Below are 15,844 nucleotides of genomic sequence, written 5' to 3'. Positions count from 1 at the left end.
TCCAGCCTAGAGCTTGCGCAGCCGGACCCGGCTGATCCGGTGGTCGGCGTCCTTGCGCAGCACCAGCGTGGCCCGGGGCCGGGTGGGCAGGATGTTGCTGAGCAGGTTCGGCTCGTTGGTCCGCTTCCACAGCCGGACCGCCTCGGCCTCGGCTTCGGCGTCGGTCAGGCCGGCGTAGTGGTGGAAGTGCGAGGCGGGGTCGGCGAACGCGGTGCCGCGCAGGGCCAGGAACCGCTCCACGTACCAGCGGGCGATGTCCTCGGTGTGCGCGTCGACGTAGACCGAGAAGTCGAACAGGTCGGAGACGGCGAGCCGGGCGCCCGGCTGCAGCACGTTGAGCCCCTCCACGATCAGGATGTCCGGCCGGCGCACCACCTTCACCTCGTCCGGCACGATGTCGTAGGCCAGGTGCGAGTACACCGGCGCGCGCACCTCCTCGGCGCCGGACTTGACCTCGCTGACGAACCGCAGCAGCGCCCGCCGGTCGTAGCTTTCCGGGAAGCCCTTGCGGCTCATCAGGCCGCGGCGGAGCAGCTCGGCCTTGGGGTAGAGGAACCCGTCGGTGGTGACCAGGTCGACGTGCGGGTGGTCGGGCCAGCGGGCCAGCAGGGTGCGCAGCAGCCGGGCGGTGGTGGACTTGCCGACCGCGACGCTGCCGGCGATGCCGATCACGAACGGCACCTTCTCGGTCTCGTCCTCGCCGAGGAACGCGGTGGTCGCCTCGTAGAGTCGCTGCCGGGCCGCCACCTGAAGGCTGATCAGCCGGGACAGCGGCAGGTAGACGTCGGAGACCTCCTCCAGGTCCACCGGATCACCCAGCCCGCGTAGCGCGATCACCTCGTCGAAGGTGAGCGTGAGCGGTGTGGCATGCCGCAGCTCGCGCCACTGCTCGCGCCGGAGCTCGACGTAGGGCGTCAGCTCGCGGACCCGTAACGAACCCACCGGACAAACGTAGGGGTTCATGGGAGGTTTGCGCTGTGACACTGTGCACGATCCGGCCGATCGAGCCGGGCGACAAACCCACCGTCGAGCCCCTGCTGGTCGAGTCGTGGGGCGCGGTGCAGATCTACGCGGTCGCGCTGGGCGGGCTGGTGGACGCGAGTGCGCTGCCCGGCTGGATCGCCGAGCGGGACGGCGCCGTGGCCGGCCTGATCACCTACCTGCACACCGGCGACACCATCGACCTGGTCACCATCAACAGCTTCGCGCCGGGCGCCGGCTCGGCCCTGCTGGCGACGCTGACCGGCGCGGCCGGTGGGCTCGGCGCCCGGCGGATCCGGGTGACCACCACCAACGACAACACCCGGGCCCTGCGGTTCTACCAGCGCAACGGGTTCCGGCTGACGGCGCTGCGCCCGGACGCGGTGGCGCGGGCCCGCCGGCACAAGCCGCAGATCCCGGAGATCGGCGCGGACGGCATCCCGATCCGGGACGAGCTGGACCTGGAGCTCGCGCTCAGTCCCGAGCCATGATCTCGTCCCAGGCGGCGATCACCTGGCGGGCGCAGCTCTGGGGGGACACGCCGCCGACGCCGGTGCCCATGCCGGGCAGGGCGATGGTGCGCACGGCGGCGCGGACCGGCCGGCCGTCCTCGAGCGTGCCGTCCCGCCACAGGCGCAGCACGGCCCGGGTGGCCAGGAACGGGTGCACGGTGTCCGGCGGCAGCAGCTCGCCCGGGGTGCGCATGGTCGGTGCCATGATCAGCCACGCCGGGCCCGGCGCTCCGGTCGGGACGATCAGCGCCTCGCCGACCGGTAGCTCGCCGCCGTGGTAGGCCAGCACCGCACTGCGCACGGACTGCTCGACGGCGGGGAAGGCCTGGGCGTACACGGCGTTGACGCCGCCGCGCATCCAGCCGAACGAGTTCGCCGGGCTGACCAGTGCCTCGGCCGGCACGTCCAGCACCGAGCCACGGTGCACGCGCACCTCGGGCCGCCCGTCCGCGGCGGTGTCCCACGCCTCGGCCAGGGGCTCACTGACCGCACAGAGCACGAGTGCGGGCCGGGCCGGCGCGGGTCGGGGGTTGGTTGCGGTTGCCGTGTCAGCCTCCGGATCGGCGGTCACGACTTCAGGATCGCACTTACTAGATACCCGGCGTAACCACCGTTCGGTGAACGATGACCGAGATCAAAAGCCTATGGCCGGCGGTGTGCCGGGCTGGTCAGGCCGGCTCTCCGGCGTGTCGCGGCGATCGGATGCGTAGGGTTACCCCGTGTTGCCTATTGCCTTTCTCGGGCCCCAGGGGACGTTCGCCGAGCAGGCCGCGCGCACGTTCGCCGGTGCGGAGCTGGACTCCTACGAGTTCGTGCCGGCCCGGACGGTGTCGCTGGCGCTTGGCGCGGTGCGGGACGGCGAGGTGGAGCTGGCCTGTGTGCCGGTGGAGAACTCGGTGGAGGGCGCGGTCGGGACGACCATGGACGGCCTGGCGGTCGGCGCGCCGCTGGAGGCCGTCGCCGAGGTGCTGCTGCCGATCCGGTTCTCGGTGCTGGTCCGGCCCGGCACTCCGGCGGCGAAGGTGCGCACCGTGGCGAGCCACCCGCACGCGCTGGCCCAGGTGCAGACCTGGCTCGAGGAGCACCTGCCGGACGCCGAGGCGCAGGCCGCCACCTCGACGGCGGCGGCCGCGGTCGGGGTCGCCAAGGGTGAGTTCGACGCCGCGGTGACCGCGCCGGTCGCCGCCGTGCACTACCCGCTGGAGGAGTTCGCCACCGGCGTCGCCGACGTGGGCGACGCGGTGACCCGGTTCTTCGTGCTGGCCCGGCCCGGCCGGACCCCGGCGCCGACCGGGGCGGACCGTACCTCGGTGGTCGCGGTGGCCGAGCGCAACCGGACCGGCGTGCTCGCCGAGATGCTCACCGAGTTGGCGCTGCGCGGGATCAACCTGTCCCGGATCGAGTCCCGGCCGCTCAAGGGCCGGTTCGGCGAGTACCGGTTCTACCTGGACTTCGACGGCCACCTTGCCGAGCAGCGGGTCGGCGACGCGCTGGCCGCGCTGCACCGGCGCTGCCGCGACCTGCGTTTCCTCGGCTCGTACCCGCGTGCCGACCGCGGCGTGACCAGCGCCGAGCCGGGCAACACCGACGCCGACTACGTCGCCGCCGCTGGCTGGCTGGCCGGGCTGCGCGACGATCAGGCCCGGTTGGCGAGCACCGGCACCCGGTCCAACTCGAAGCCGAACTCCGACCGGTAGGCCGCGCGCAGTTCCGCCGGGCCGGCCAGCACGGTCTCGGTCCGGTCCGCCCCGGTGGTCCGGATCAGCCGGTCGCCGCTGATCGTGACCCGCCCGCCCGCGGTGTACATCGAGCAGGTGGGGCCGTGGGTGAAGTGCGACTCCGGCGAGCTCTGGTGCCACCAGCAGCCGGCCCGGAAGTCGGCCAGGACGCGCGGCCGCGGCTCCAGCCGGTACTGCGGTTCGCCGTCGCGCAGCACGTCCACCTCGCCCGCACCGGCGTCCTGGACCAGGAAGGTGCCGTCCGGGTCGTCCTGCGGTCCGGTCCGGTCCCGGCCGACGGGGTGCGTCGAGTGCCGGCCGAAGCCCACGTCGACCAGCCACCGCTCGTCCAGTTCGACCTGCAGCACGAGGTGGTCGAACGGGATGCCGAGGGTGCCGTCGGCGCCGATGGTCCGCGCGGCCAGCCGGGTCACCCGGAACCCGAGGGCGGCCAGGAGCATGCCGAACAGACCGTTGAGTTCGTAGCAGAACCCGCCCCGGCGCCGCCGGATGATCTTGTCGGCCAGCGCGGCGGGATCCAGGGTGATCGGTTCGCCGAGGTGGATGCTCAGGTTCTCGAACGGCACGGTCCGCAGGTGGCGGGCGTGCAGGTCGCGCAGGACCGCCAGGGTGGGGCCGGCCGGACCGGCGGCGCCGATCCGGCGCAGGTAGGCGGTGACGGTGTCGTGATCCAGTTCGGCGGGCACGGGGCCACTCTGCCGGCTCGACCTAGGTGGAGGTCAACCCGATCGTGGTGGTTTGTTGACCGATAGGGGGTACTTCGGGTGGACAAGCAACCTGAGTCAGGGGTCGCCCGTCCTCCTGATGCAGCGTCCAGGAGAAGTCGGGGCTGGAGGCGAGAGCCATGAAACAAGACAGGATCATCGTCGGCGCGTTGGGTGTGCTGGTCAGCCTGTGTGCGGCGTGCACGGGATCGGATTCCGGAGGTTCGGCCCAGCCGGGGGTGCCGTCATTCCCCAGCTCGCCGAGCGCACCGGGGTCCGGCAGCGCGCCGGCAACGGCGTCCGAAGTTCCGCCGGTGACCCCACCGCAGCAGCCGGGACAGACCGCGGCCCCCGCGCCCGCGGAGCCGGCCGACTCCGGCGAGTGCCGGTCGAACGAGCTACGGCTGTCGGTCGGGCAGGGCGAGGGCGCGGCCGGCACCGTGTACCGGCCGCTGCAGTTCACCAATGCGGGCAGCCGTACCTGTGTCATCCAGGGCTTCCCGGGAGTGTCCTATGTAGCCGGTGACGACGGACACCAGGTGGGCGCGGCGGCGGTTCGGGACGGCACCAAGGGCGGCCCGATCTCACTCGCCCCCGGTGCCACGGCGAACGCGCCGGTCGCGTTCGTTCAGGTGCGGAACTTCGATCCGGCGCAGTGCCAGCCGACCTCGGTGCGCGGGCTGCGGGTGTACCCGCCGCACGAGACCGCGTCGATGTTCGTGGCGTTGGACGGAGTCGGGTGCGCCGGCACCCCGCCCATTCCCCAGCTGCGGGTGCAGACCATGCAGTCCGGCGCCGGAGACTGAGCCCGCTCAGGCCTGCCGCACCGGCCGCTGGACGGTGCGGCGCAGCCGGTTGAGCGCGCGGTGCTGGGCGACCCGGACGGCGTCTGCGGTGGTGCCGACCATGTCGGCGGTCTCCTGGGCGGACAGGCCCAGCACGATCCGCATGATCAGGATGTCCCGCTGGCGCGGCGTGAGGGTGCGCAGCAGCACCCCGGTCCGCTCGATCAGCTCACGGCGCAGCGCGATCTGTTCCGGGTCCGCGTCGACGGTCATCACGTCCGGCGTCTCCGGGGTCGGCTGGGAGCGGTCCCGGGCGGCGGCCCGGTGCACGTCGGCCACCTTGTGCGCGGCGATGCCGTAGACGAAGGACAGGAACGGCCGGCCGAGCTGGCGATAGGTCGGCAGCGCCCGGAAGACCGCCAGGCAGACCTCCTGCGCCACGTCGTCGGCGGCGACGAAGGCCCGCTGGACCCGGCCGAGCTTCGTGCGGCAGTACCGGACCACGATCGGCCGAAGGAAGGCCAGCAGGTCCTCGGCGGCCAGCGGATCCCCCTCCACCGCGGCGGCCACTACGAGATCGAGGTTGGTCCGGTCGACCCGCCGGGGTCGCGGCACCACGGGCGCCGGATCCGTGACCATCCAGCTGGCTTCTAGTTCGGCCAGGTCCACCTCTGGCTCGACGGTGCACAACATTTGCACGCCTCCCACGCTGGTTCCACTGCTCCAAGAGAGCACGGGGGGAGGCACCAAATACGTGGACCGCGATTTTCCATCCCGGACGAACCAAACTGCTGCCCGATCGGGCATTTGCCCTGTGCACGCTGTGTGCGAGCGGTCACCCGGAGCCAATCGGCCGCAGGGCCTGGTCGGCCACCATGTCCACCACGTCGGTCAGCCGGTGCCGCTGGTCGAAGGCCGCGCGCTGCCGGTCGGCGCCGCCGCCGTGCTTGCCGAGCCAGTCCAGCAACTCGTCGACGAAGTCCAGCTCACCGGACTCCTTCAGGCCGGAGGCACTGCGGTCGCGCAGGTCCCGCAGGATCTCCGGCACCGGGCGCAGTTCGCCGGTCACCGGGTCCGGGCAGCGGCCGGACAGCCCGTCCCGGGCGGCCCGCCACAGTCCGGCGCGCAGCACCTCGTGCGGCAGCCGGGGCGCGGGCCGGTCCTCGTCGAGGGCGGCTGCCACCAGGCAGCGCACCAGCACGCCGTACAGCGCGGCCTCCTCGGCGGTGCCGGCCGTGTCGCACACCCGGACCTCCAGCGTGGGCTGGTGCTCGGACGGGCGGATGTCCCAGTAGACCATCTTGCGGTCCAGCATCGCCTCGGTGTTCAGCATCGCCGTCATGATCGACTCGTAGTGGTCGACCGACTCCAGGTAGGGCGGCGGACCCGCGGTCGGCCAGCGGGCCCAGAGCAGGTTTCGGGCGCTGGCGTAGCCGGTCAGCCCGCTGCCGTCGAAGGGGGAGTTGCCGGACAGCGCGAGCAGGGTGGGCAGCCACGGGCGCAGGTGGTTGCTGACCCGCAGCGCCGTCGCCCGGTCCTCGATGCCGACGTGCACGTGGCAGCCGCAGGTCAGCCCGGTGAACACCAGGCCGCCCAGGTGCCGGGCCATGCGCCGGTACCGCGCGTCCGGCGCGATGATCGGCCGGTCGGGTTCGGTGCGCACCGCGGTGCTGGTGGGCAGCAGCCGTACGTTGCGCGCGGCCGCGGCGCCGGCCAGCCGGTTGCGCAGTTCGCGCAGGTCGGCGACCAGCCCGGCGGCGTCCGTGCGGGGCTCGGTGGCGGCCTCGATCTGGCAGCGCAGCAACTCGGACTGCAGGTCGGCGCCGTCGCGGTCGGCTTCGGCCAGGGTCTCCGGCGCTTCTTGGGCGAGGAATCCGTCCCGGTCCACCAGGAAGAACTCCTCCTCGACACCTACGGTGAGGTTCGCGGTCACGGGCGCGGGGTTCCCAACGCCGATCACTTCTACCCTCTATTGAACGTGTTCAAATCTTGCGCTACGGTTCTCGCTTGAACATGTTCAAAAACGAGGGTGGCCCGAGTGCTCAGCGGGGTGCACTCGGGCAACCCCGCGGCGATACCGTTGCCGTCGTGGGAAACACCCCGGAGCAGGCGGCGGCCGGCCGGACGCCGCGCAGCGAGGCGACCCGCACCCGCATCGTCGATGCCGCGCTGCGGCTGTTCCGGGAGAAGGGCTACGACCGCACCACGATGCGGGCGATCGCCCAGGAGGCCGGCGTCTCGGTCGGCAGCGCCTACTACTACTTCACCTCCAAGGAAGAACTGGTCCAGGGGTTCTACGACTCGATAGCCGAGCAGCACCGCCAGCAGAGCGCCGAGATCCTGGCCGCCGAGCGGGAGTTCGCGCCCCGGCTGCGCGGCGTGCTGCTCGGTTGGGTGGACCTGGCCGCGCCGTACCACGAGTTCGGCAAGCAGTTCTTCGTCAACGCGGCCGACCCGGACAGCCCGCTGAGCCCGTTCTCGGCGGAGTCGAGCCCGGCCCGGGACGCCCAGATCGCGATCCACCGGGAGGTGGTCGAGGGGTCCGCCGCGCGGGTCGACCCGGAGTTGCGGGCCGACCTGCCCGAGCTGATCTGGCTCTATCACATGGCCGTGGTCCTGTACTGGGTGCACGACCGGTCGGCCGGCTGTCAGCGCACCCGGGCGCTGATCGAGCGCACCGTGCCGCTGATCGACAAGGTGGTCGGGCTGTCCCGGCTGAAGGTGCTGCGGCCCGTGACCCGCGAACTGTCCGGCCTGTTCAAGGATCTGCTGATCAAGGACCTGATCCGGCCGAAGGCTTGACAGCTCCGCCCGCCATGCTGGAACCTGAGTAACTGTTACGCGAGGTAACACATAGGCGAGAGGAGCGACATGGCCCGGGTGCTGCAACCCAAGGACCGGGAGACCACCGCGGCCCGGCTGCTCGACTCGTCGGTGCGCAACTCCTTCGACCCGGAGCTCGACATCGACTGGACGGCGCAGGCGGAGCACGGCCGGGGATACCTGCCACCCGAGCGGGTTTCCTTGTACGGCACCGAGTTGTGGGACGCGCTGAGCCCGGAGCAGCGGGTCGAGCTGGCCAAGCACGAGCTCGGCAGCATCGCCAGCGTCGGGTTGTGGACCGAGATCGTGCTGATGCAGTTGCTGGCCCGCTACGCGGAGAACCTCGACCCGCGCACCGCGCATGCCCAGTACGCGCTCACCGAGATCGGCGACGAGACCCGGCACTCGATCATGTTCGGCAAGACCCTGACCTGGTTCGGGGTGCCCGCCTACGGTCCGCCCATGCTGGTGCGCCGGCTGTCCCCGCTGTTCAAGAACGTGGTGGGTGGCGCGGCGATGTTCGCCTCGGTGCTGGTGGTCGAGGAGATGACCGACCGGCTGCAACGGTCCACTATGGACGATGACGGCATCCAGCCGATGGTCCGCATGGTCAACAAGATCCACGTGATCGAGGAGGCCCGGCACGTCCGGTACGCCCGCGAGGAGCTGGTCCGCGAGCTGGCCACGGTCCGCAGGCCGATGCTCGAGGTGCACCGCACGGTCACCGCGGTGGTGGCGTTCGCGGTGGCCGACATCCTGATCAACCCGGCGGTGTACGCCGCGGTCGGGATCGAGCCCCGGCAGGGCCGGGCGGCCGCGCTGGCCAACCCGCACCACCTGGCGACCCGGCGGTGGATGGCCGAAAAGGTGGTTGACTTCCTGACCGAGGTGGGCATGGTCGGCGGCCCGTCCAAGGCCATCTGGCGCCGGGCCAAATTGCTTGCCTAGACCCTCTAACCTGGGTTTATGACGGCAACGACGATCCCTGGGCAGCACGTCGACATTCGGCTCTGGACCCGACCCGAGACGGTCGAGCCGGAGGCGATGCGGCAGCTGCGCAACATCTCCTCGCTGCCGTGGACCTTCAAGCACGTGGCCGTGATGCCCGATGTGCACTACGGGAAGGGCGCCACGGTCGGCTCGGTCATCGCCATGCGGGACGCGATCTCGCCGGCCGCGGTCGGCGTGGACATCGGCTGCGGCATGACCGCGGTACGCACCTCGCTGCGGGCCGCGGATCTGCCGGACGACCTCGGCCGGCTGCGCGCCAAGCTGGAGGCCGCGGTGCCGGTCGGCTTCGGGGTGCACAAGGCCACCGCGTTCACCGGCCGCGACGCCGACGACTGGGACCGGTTCTGGCGGACCTTCGACGAGCTGACCCCGGCGGTCAAGGGCCAGGCGAACAAGGCGCTGCACCAGATGGGCACGCTCGGCGGCGGCAACCACTTCATCGAGATCTGCCTCGACACCGAGGACCAGGTCTGGATCATGCTGCACTCCGGCTCCCGAGGCATCGGGAACCTCCTTGCGCAGCACCACATCGAGGTGGCGCGCCGGCTCGCGCACAACGCCGCGCTGCCGGACCCGGACCTTGCGGTGTTCATCGCGCACACCCCGCAGATGGCCGCCTACCGGCACGACCTGTACTGGGCGCAGGACTACGCGCGGCGCAACCGCGCCGTCATGCTGCGCCTGATCTGTGACGTGCTGCGTAAGCAGTTCCGCAAGGTGTCCTTCGCCGAGCCGATCTCCTGCCACCACAACTACGTGGCGGAGGAGACTCACTTCGGCGAGGAGGTGCTGGTCACCCGCAAGGGCGCGATCCGGGCCGGCCGGGGCGAGCTGGGCATCATCCCGGGGTCGATGGGCACCGGGTCCTACATCGTGCGTGGCCTGGGCAACCCGGACTCGTTCGAGTCGGCCTCGCACGGCGCCGGCCGCCGCATGTCGCGCACCAAGGCGCGCAAGCAGTTCACCGCCGCCGACCTCGCCGCCCAGACCGCTGGCGTGGAGTGCCGCAAGGACTCGGGCGTCGTCGACGAGATCCCGGCCGCGTACAAGGACATCAACCAGGTCATCGCCGACCAGGCCGACCTCGTCGAGGTGGTGACCCGCCTCAAGCAGGTCGTCTGCATCAAGGGCTGACCCCGAACCGGCCGGAGGCCCGCGCCTCCGGCCGGTTCATGCTCATGCACCGTCGATGCGTGCGGTGGCGCCGCGCGGCTACCGTGGAGGCATGGGTGAGCCGGTGGAGATGACCCGCTCGGAGTTCGAGGAACTGGTGGCGGACGCCATCGACCTCATTCCACCGGAGCTGGCCCGACACATGGACAACGTGGTGATCCTCGTCGAAGAGGAGCCCGACCCGGAGACTCCCGACCTGTTGGGCCTCTACCACGGTGTCGCCCTGACCGAGCGGACCTGGCAGTACGGGGGTGTCCTGCCGGACCGCATCACGATCTACAAGGGTCCGACGCTGCGGATCTGCGAGACGCGGGAAGACGTGGTGTACGAGGTCGCCACGACCGTGGTGCACGAGATCGGACACCACTTCGGCATCGACGACGCCCGCCTGCACGAGCTGGGTTGGGCCTGATCCCGACCCGCTCGGCTCAGCCGCCGGGCGGGGAGGAGGGCGGCGGCGCGTCTCCGGCGGGTGGCGGCTGTGTCGCCGGCGGCTGGTCCCCGGCGGGCTCGGTGGCCTTGATCGACCCGGTCACCGGGGCGAGCCCGCTGCCGTCCGCCAACAGGGCGCCCACCTTGCAGCTGACCTTGCGTGAGCCGGCCGTCCAGCTCTGCGCGTCCAGCGTGTCCCAGTCCAGGCTGAGCTTCTTGGCGGCCAGGTCGACCCCGCCGGAGTACTGGTTGCCCGCCACCGCGCACAGCTCGGCCAGCTTGGTGTTCTGGATGTCCACCTGCGGGAAGTCGGCCGGGAACGCCTGGGACAGGTCGACGTTGCCGACCACCTCGACCGCGTGCGCCTTGTCGCACCCGATCGGGTCACCGACCCCCTTGGTCTCGGTCAGCGCGAAGCAGGTGCCGGGGTCGAAGACGTTCGACTGGTCCTGCCCGACGGCCGAGCCGATGGTCGCCACCCGGGCGCCGCTCGGGGTCACCCGGTGCACCCCGCAGCGCAGCTTGCGGTCCCCGGCGCGCCACTGGTCATCGGTCGGTTTGAGCGCGCTCACGCTGTACCTGCCGAACGGGTCCAGCTTCCCGCCGAGGTACTGGGTGACCACCGGGGTGCACTTGTCGTTGGCGATCTGCTGCCACTGCTTCTCGTCCGGCGGCGGCGCGCTCGACGGGTAGTCCGCCGAGATCTCCACGCTGTCGGTCAACTCGAAGATGTGGGGTTGCGCACAGTCCAGCCGGCGCAGCGCCCTGGGGTTCTCCGCCGGCCAGTCCAGGCAGGTTCCGGTCGGCGCGTCGAACGCGGCCGCCGCCTCGTCGGCGGTGCTCGATGCGGCCCCCGGCACCCGCACCGGCCAGGAGAACAGCATGCTCAACGCGAGCAGTGCCAGCGCACCAACGAACGCCCCCGTCATCACCAGCCGGGTTCGGATCGTCTCGGTCGCGGCCATCGCCGCCCATCATGCCGTGTCGCACCGCCGGCTCGCACATTCCCCTGCCGGCGCCGGCCGGTTGCGATCGGGACAAAGCGTGCCCGCCCGGGCGGTGTGATGGGTACGCTCCGCGTCGGGAGTGGACATGACTGACAAAGAACAGCCGGAGGACCCGGCCAACGAGGACCGACCGGCCGACGAGCCGCCGGAGTCCGAGCCCCGGCGCGGGCAGATCAGGTTCCAGGACGCCGAGACGACCAAGCCGCGGCCGCCGACGGTCGGCGAGCAGCGGGCCCGGCGGCGCGCCCTGGAGCAGGAGGCCGCCGCGGAGCGCGCCGCGACCGAGGCCGCCGAGCGCAAGTCGAAGACGCGCAGGCGGCTGCTGATCGGCGGCGGGGTCACGGTCGGCGTGGTCGCCCTGGTCGCGGTCTGGTACGCGGCGGCGACCCCGGACGAGGTGACCGCGCACTGCGTCGGCGACGACAGCGTGCTGGCCGCCGACGAGAACGTCTGCGACGAGAACTACGTGACCAGCCACGGCGGCTACCACAGCGGCGGGATCTTCTTCCTTCCGCTGGCCACCGGCGGCTACCGGCAGTACCACTACAACTACGGCGGGACGGTCGGCGGCGGCGGCCGGGTCACCGGTGGCACGCTCACCGCACCCGGGGTCAAGACCACGGTGAAGACCAACAGCGGCAAGACGGTGCAGCGCGGCGGGTTCGGGGTCAGCAGCGGCGGCAAGAGCGGAGGAAGCTGAGTGCACCGCGAGACCTCGCGGCCGCGGCAGAACTGGCAGCAGATCGTCGAGTCACAGGGCCTGGTGTTCGGCACGCCCGCGCGGGACGGCGCCGGCGCGGCCCGGCCGTACTGGGACGAGTCGGTGCACTACGTGTTCAGCATGGACGAGGTGCTCTCCATCGAGGCCGACGTCGAACTGCTGCACTCGATGTGCCTGGACGCGGTCGAGCACGTGGTGCTCGCGGAGCGGTACAAGGACTTCGGCATCCCGGAGTGGGTGTGGCCGGGCATCGCCGAGTCGTGGCGGCGGCACGATCCGTACCTCTACGGCCGGTTCGACCTGCGCTACGACGCCTCCGGCCCGGCCAAGCTGCTGGAGTACAACGCCGACACCCCCACCTCGCTGCTCGAGGCCGCGGTGGTGCAGTGGTTCTGGAAGACCGAGGTGTTCCCGGACGACGACCAGTGGAACTCGGTGCACGAGAAGCTGGTCGAGCGGTGGACCGAGATCGGCGACCGGCTGCCCTCCGGGGCGCTGCACTTCACCTGGTCCACGGCCGACCCCACCGGCGAGGACCACGTCACCACCGCCTACCTGCAGGAGACCGCGGCCGAGTCCGGGCTGGACACCGTGGGCCTGGCGATCGAGGAGATCGGCTGGGACCCGGTGCTCAAGCGCTTCGTCGACCTCGAGGAAGCGCCGATGAACACGGTCGTCAAGCTCTACCCCTGGGAATGGGTGGTCGAGGAGGAGTTCGGCAAGCACGCCGTGTCCTCGCTGCCGCAGACCATGTGGATCGAGCCGCTGTGGAAGATGCTGCTCTCCAACAAGGCGCTGCTGGCGATCATGTGGGAGATGCACCCGGGGCATCCGAACCTGCTGCCGGCGTTCCTCGACGACCCCGGCCTGCTCACCGAGTACGTGCGCAAGCCGCGGTTGGGCCGCGAGGGCGCGAACATCCAGATCGTCGCGCCCGGCTATGAGACCCAGACCGGCGGCGTCTACGGCCACGAGGGCTACGTCTACCAGGCGTTCGACCCGTTGCCGGAGTTCGACGGGTACCGGCCGGCGCTGGGCGCCTGGATCGTCGGTGACAGCGCGGCCGGACTCGGCATCCGGGAGACCGCGGGGCTGGTTACCGACGACGGTGCGGCGTTTGTCCCACACCGGATACCGCAGTCCTGACTATTCTCCCCCCACACGTTCCATTGAAGACGGTCCAGGAGGATCCGTGAGCAAGCTTGCTTCGACGACCAACGTCGCGCTGCCCGAGGGATTCTGGGGCGGCCTGGGGGAGGGCATCGGCGCCATCGCGTTATATGCCGTCCTCGGCGTGATCCTGATGCTGATCGGCTTCTACGCGATCGACTTCACCACCCCCGGAAAGCTGTCCGACCTGGTGCGCGCCGGGCGCCCGAACGCGGTGATCGTCACCGCGTCCGGGATGCTGAGCATGGCGTTCATCATCGTGATCGCGATCTTCGGGTCGGGCGGGGATCTGGCCGCCGGCCTGATCCAGTCGCTGGTGTTCGGGCTGGTCGGCATCATCGCCCAGGTTCTCGCCGTGCGGTTGCTGGAGTGGACCACCCGGCTGGACGTCGGCGCCACCATCGAGAGCGAGCGGTTCGCGCCGGGCAGCATCGTGGTCGCCGCCGTGCACTTCGCGCTCGGTCTCGTGGTCGCGGCCGCCGTCCTGTGATCCTCAGCTGATCAGCACCTCCGACGACACGCTCGGCACGCCGCTGCCGTCCAGCGCGAACAGCATGTAGTAGCCGGGAATCAGCACGCCGGGCTCGGGTAGCGCGACGGTGTAGCTGGTTCCGGTCACCGCGACCGGGGTGAGCGGAACCCGGCGCTGGTCGGTGTCCACGGTGTGCGTCACCGAGCCGGCGCGCACCAGGGCGAACCCGCTCACCGCGCGGTCGGTGACGACCGTGGCCAGGGTGCCGGGCACGGCGACCGGCGGCGCCGCGGTGATCACCGGCCGGAGCGCCAGCGAGCCGTCGGCCGCGTAGAGGTAGGGCGGGGTGAAGACCTGCCCGTCCGGATGGTTGGTGCCGCAGCTGCCGCACAGCCCGCCGCCGCCGGAGAACACCCGGCCGTCCGGCAGCAGCACCGCGACGCTGTGGTACGTGCGCGGCACGGTCATCGACGCCATGGTGCTGAACCGCTCGGTGGCCGGATCCCACAGCTCGGCGGCGAGCACCGCGGTGGTGTCGCTGAACGGCTGCGGGTAGGACTGGCCGCCGACCACGACGACCTTGCCGTCGGGCAGCACGACGCTGTTGTGGAAGGCCCGAGCGCTGGTCATCGGGGCGACCCGGCGGGCGGTGACCGGGCCGTTGATGTCGATCACGTAGGCCCGGTTGCTGGCGTTCGTGTCCTGGTAGGCCGGTGCGCCGCCGACGGTGAGGATCTTGCCGACGTCGTACATCACCGCGTTGCCGTTCATCGCGTCGGCGTCGTCGGCCCGGAACCCGGCGGCGGTCACCCCGCCCGAACCGGTGGTGTCGTACCAGTTGAGCTGCCGGCTGGGCCCGGCGTGGAACACCCGCCCGCCGGCCGTGGCGAACAGCCAGACGTGGTTGTCGGCGCGGTAGACCCCGGCCGGGTCGGCGGTCAGGATCGGGCCGACCGGCGCCCCGGGCAGGGACTGCCAGCCGGTGGCCGCCGACCAGACCTCGCCGTCCTTGCCGCCCTGGCCGCCGCTCCACGAGCCGCCGATGGCGAACACCCGGCCGTCGGAGAGGGTGACCATGCTGTGGTAGCCGCGCGGGATGGTCATGTTCGCCCCGGCGGTCCAGGTGCCGGCCGCGGGCGTGTAGGCGCTGGTGCGGTTGCTGTTGTTGCCCCCGGTGACCAGCACGCCGCCGTCCGGCAGCCGGGCGGTGCCGGGGCAGAACATGTCGTGCCCGGTCTCGGTCACGGTGCGCTGGCTGACCGTCCCGTCGGCCAGGTTCAGCGTCGCGGTCACGGTCTGGCCGCTGCCGCCGGAGAAGGTGTACGGCGCGTACGCCGACCAGGTGAGCAGCCGTCCGCCGGGCAGCAGCGCGGCCGCCGCCGGCACCAGCGGGAAGCCGACCGGCGCGCCCCAGGCGCCCTGGGTGCGCGGCCCGGCCCCGGGCTGGGTGCCCATCAGGTTGATCTCGGCGGCGCTGGTCCAGGTGCCGCGGTTGCCGGCTTCGGTGAGGGCGGTGAGGCGCAGGTAGCGGGCGGTGGTGGGGGTGATGGGGATGGTTTTCTCGGTGTTGGTGTCGGGCAGGGTGCCGGTGGCGGCGAGGGTCCAGGTGGTGGCGTTGGGGGAGGTGTGGATCTGGTAGCTGCCGATGGTGCCGTTGCGGCTGGTGTCGGTGCGGGGTTGGTAGCGCAGTGCGGTGATGGTGTTGGTGGTGAAGGTGTCGATGGTGAGGGTGTGGGGTAGTGGGTCGGGGGGTGCGGGGGTCCACCGGGTGTGCCACATGGTGGCGAGGCTGCCGTCGATGGCAGCGGTTGCGGGATGGGCGCCCTGGGCCGAGTCCGCGGTCACGACCCAGCCGGTGCGCGGCAGGGTCGGGTCGGCGGCGACCGGGAGGTACGCGGGTGGTTCGACCATCGTGTGATGCGGGTGACCGTCCTGGGCCGGCTCGGGGACCAGACCGCTGACCGCGATGACGGCGGCACCGGCGATGAGCAGGCGGGACGGGATGGCTAATCGGCTGCGGTGAGTTCGGTTTGCGCTCATGACCAGGAGGTCACCTAGGTAGTGAGCGCCGTTACCCGGACACCGGTTGTCAGTCGTTTTTGTCAGTTGTGCGGCCCGGCTAGGCTCACTACCCGTGATCGACCTGAAAGCTCTCCGCGAGAACCCCGACGCCGTGCGCGCCTCGCAGCGGATGCGCGGTGCGGACGAGGGGATCGTCGATGCCCTGCTGTCCGCCGACGAGCGCCGCCGGGGGGCCATCGCGCGAGGTGACGCGCTGCGAGCGGAGCAGAAGCTGTTCGGCAAGCAGGTCGGC

At 71.4% G+C, this 15,844-nt stretch carries 17 protein-coding genes and 1 pseudogene; 11 read left to right on the top strand and 7 right to left on the bottom strand.

Annotation, left to right across the window (positions count from 1 at the left end; all coding sequences use genetic code 11):
• Positions 1–6: 6 nt before the first annotated feature.
• Complete coding sequence (gene coaA, locus VFO68_RS25465) at positions 7–963, bottom strand: type I pantothenate kinase (protein ID WP_414635570.1); 957 nt, start codon at positions 961–963, stop codon at positions 7–9.
• A gap of 14 nt (positions 964–977) precedes the next feature.
• Between coaA and VFO68_RS25460 the strand changes: the two genes are divergently transcribed.
• Entirely contained in the window at positions 978–1,472 is a 495-nt protein-coding gene (locus tag VFO68_RS25460) for a GNAT family N-acetyltransferase (RefSeq protein WP_325160906.1), read from the top strand.
• On the opposite strand, the gene VFO68_RS25455 is transcribed toward VFO68_RS25460, so the two are convergent.
• Complete coding sequence (locus VFO68_RS25455; protein ID WP_414635569.1) at positions 1,456–2,064, bottom strand: macro domain-containing protein; 609 nt, start codon at positions 2,062–2,064, stop codon at positions 1,456–1,458. The genes VFO68_RS25460 and VFO68_RS25455 overlap by 17 nt on opposite strands.
• Positions 2,065–2,212: 148 nt before the next feature.
• On the opposite strand from VFO68_RS25455, the gene pheA reads away from it, so the two are divergent.
• Positions 2,213–3,190, top strand: a complete 978-nt coding sequence (pheA, locus tag VFO68_RS25450; RefSeq protein WP_325160905.1) for a prephenate dehydratase — start codon at positions 2,213–2,215, stop codon at positions 3,188–3,190.
• Here pheA and VFO68_RS25445 read toward each other — a convergent pair.
• Positions 3,130–3,918 carry an arylamine N-acetyltransferase family protein gene (locus VFO68_RS25445; protein ID WP_325160904.1) on the bottom strand — a complete coding sequence of 263 codons (789 nt, stop codon included), beginning with the start codon at positions 3,916–3,918 and terminating at the stop codon, positions 3,130–3,132. The two genes, pheA and VFO68_RS25445, sit on opposite strands and share 61 nt — an antisense overlap.
• A 158-nt stretch (positions 3,919–4,076) precedes the next feature.
• Here VFO68_RS25445 and VFO68_RS25440 point away from each other — a divergent pair, with 158 nt between their 5' ends.
• Complete coding sequence (locus VFO68_RS25440; RefSeq protein WP_325160903.1) at positions 4,077–4,742, top strand: DUF4232 domain-containing protein; 666 nt, start codon at positions 4,077–4,079, stop codon at positions 4,740–4,742.
• Between the two features lie 6 nt (positions 4,743–4,748).
• Here VFO68_RS25440 and shbA read toward each other — a convergent pair whose 3' ends face one another.
• Together shbA and VFO68_RS25430 are read right to left on the bottom strand one after the other, a co-directional pair.
• Entirely contained in the window at positions 4,749–5,360 is a 612-nt protein-coding gene (shbA, locus tag VFO68_RS25435) for an RNA polymerase sigma factor ShbA (protein ID WP_325160922.1), read from the bottom strand.
• A gap of 196 nt (positions 5,361–5,556) precedes the next feature.
• Positions 5,557–6,654 carry a glutamate--cysteine ligase gene (locus VFO68_RS25430; protein ID WP_325160902.1) on the bottom strand — a complete coding sequence of 366 codons (1,098 nt, stop codon included), beginning with the start codon at positions 6,652–6,654 and terminating at the stop codon, positions 5,557–5,559.
• Between the two features lie 155 nt (positions 6,655–6,809).
• Between VFO68_RS25430 and VFO68_RS25425 the strand changes: the two genes are divergently transcribed.
• The 4 genes from VFO68_RS25425 to VFO68_RS25410 all read left to right on the top strand — a co-directional run bounded on the left by VFO68_RS25425 (position 6,810) and on the right by VFO68_RS25410 (position 10,140).
• Positions 6,810–7,523 (top strand): TetR/AcrR family transcriptional regulator, encoded by a 714-nt coding sequence (locus tag VFO68_RS25425; protein WP_325160901.1) that lies wholly within the window; start codon positions 6,810–6,812, stop codon positions 7,521–7,523.
• A gap of 69 nt (positions 7,524–7,592) precedes the next feature.
• Entirely contained in the window at positions 7,593–8,492 is a 900-nt protein-coding gene (locus tag VFO68_RS25420) for a diiron oxygenase (RefSeq protein ID WP_325160900.1), read from the top strand.
• A gap of 18 nt (positions 8,493–8,510) precedes the next feature.
• The gene (locus tag VFO68_RS25415) at positions 8,511–9,689 is read left to right on the top strand and encodes an RtcB family protein (protein ID WP_325160899.1); all 1,179 of its coding nucleotides are present in this window, start codon (positions 8,511–8,513) and stop codon (positions 9,687–9,689) included.
• 91 nt (positions 9,690–9,780) lie between these two features.
• Entirely contained in the window at positions 9,781–10,140 is a 360-nt protein-coding gene (locus VFO68_RS25410; protein WP_325160898.1) for a metallopeptidase family protein, read from the top strand.
• A 16-nt stretch (positions 10,141–10,156) separates the two neighbouring features.
• Here VFO68_RS25410 and VFO68_RS25405 read toward each other — a convergent pair whose 3' ends face one another.
• Positions 10,157–11,125 (bottom strand): septum formation family protein, encoded by a 969-nt coding sequence (locus tag VFO68_RS25405; RefSeq protein ID WP_325160897.1) that lies wholly within the window; start codon positions 11,123–11,125, stop codon positions 10,157–10,159.
• A 127-nt stretch (positions 11,126–11,252) separates the two neighbouring features.
• Here VFO68_RS25405 and VFO68_RS25400 point away from each other — a divergent pair, with 127 nt between their 5' ends.
• Genes VFO68_RS25400 through VFO68_RS25390 form a run of 3 tightly spaced genes read left to right on the top strand, consistent with a single transcriptional unit; the run spans position 11,253 to position 13,548 of the window.
• On the top strand, positions 11,253–11,867 hold the full coding sequence (locus tag VFO68_RS25400; protein WP_325160896.1) for a hypothetical protein: 615 nt from the start codon (positions 11,253–11,255) through the stop codon (positions 11,865–11,867).
• Positions 11,868–13,034: a glutathionylspermidine synthase family protein gene (locus VFO68_RS25395; RefSeq protein WP_325160895.1), complete on the top strand. Its 1,167-nt coding sequence runs from the start codon at positions 11,868–11,870 to the stop codon at positions 13,032–13,034.
• 46 nt (positions 13,035–13,080) lie between these two features.
• The gene (locus VFO68_RS25390) at positions 13,081–13,548 is read left to right on the top strand and encodes a DUF350 domain-containing protein (RefSeq protein WP_414635568.1); all 468 of its coding nucleotides are present in this window, start codon (positions 13,081–13,083) and stop codon (positions 13,546–13,548) included.
• A gap of 3 nt (positions 13,549–13,551) precedes the next feature.
• Here VFO68_RS25390 and VFO68_RS25385 read toward each other — a convergent pair whose 3' ends face one another.
• Positions 13,552–15,570, bottom strand: a complete 2,019-nt coding sequence (locus VFO68_RS25385; protein ID WP_325160894.1) for a discoidin domain-containing protein — start codon at positions 15,568–15,570, stop codon at positions 13,552–13,554.
• Between the two features lie 94 nt (positions 15,571–15,664).
• On the opposite strand from VFO68_RS25385, the pseudogene VFO68_RS25380 reads away from it, so the two are divergent.
• Positions 15,665–15,844 (top strand): annotated as a pseudogene (locus tag VFO68_RS25380) (serine--tRNA ligase); the annotation flags it as partial.

The organism is Actinophytocola sp., assembly GCF_035712165.1.
In the GTDB taxonomy this organism is placed as follows: domain Bacteria; phylum Actinomycetota; class Actinomycetes; order Mycobacteriales; family Pseudonocardiaceae; genus DASYTH01.
The sequence above is the reverse complement of the archived record's forward strand: the minus strand, read 5'-3'. Positions and strand labels throughout refer to the sequence as shown.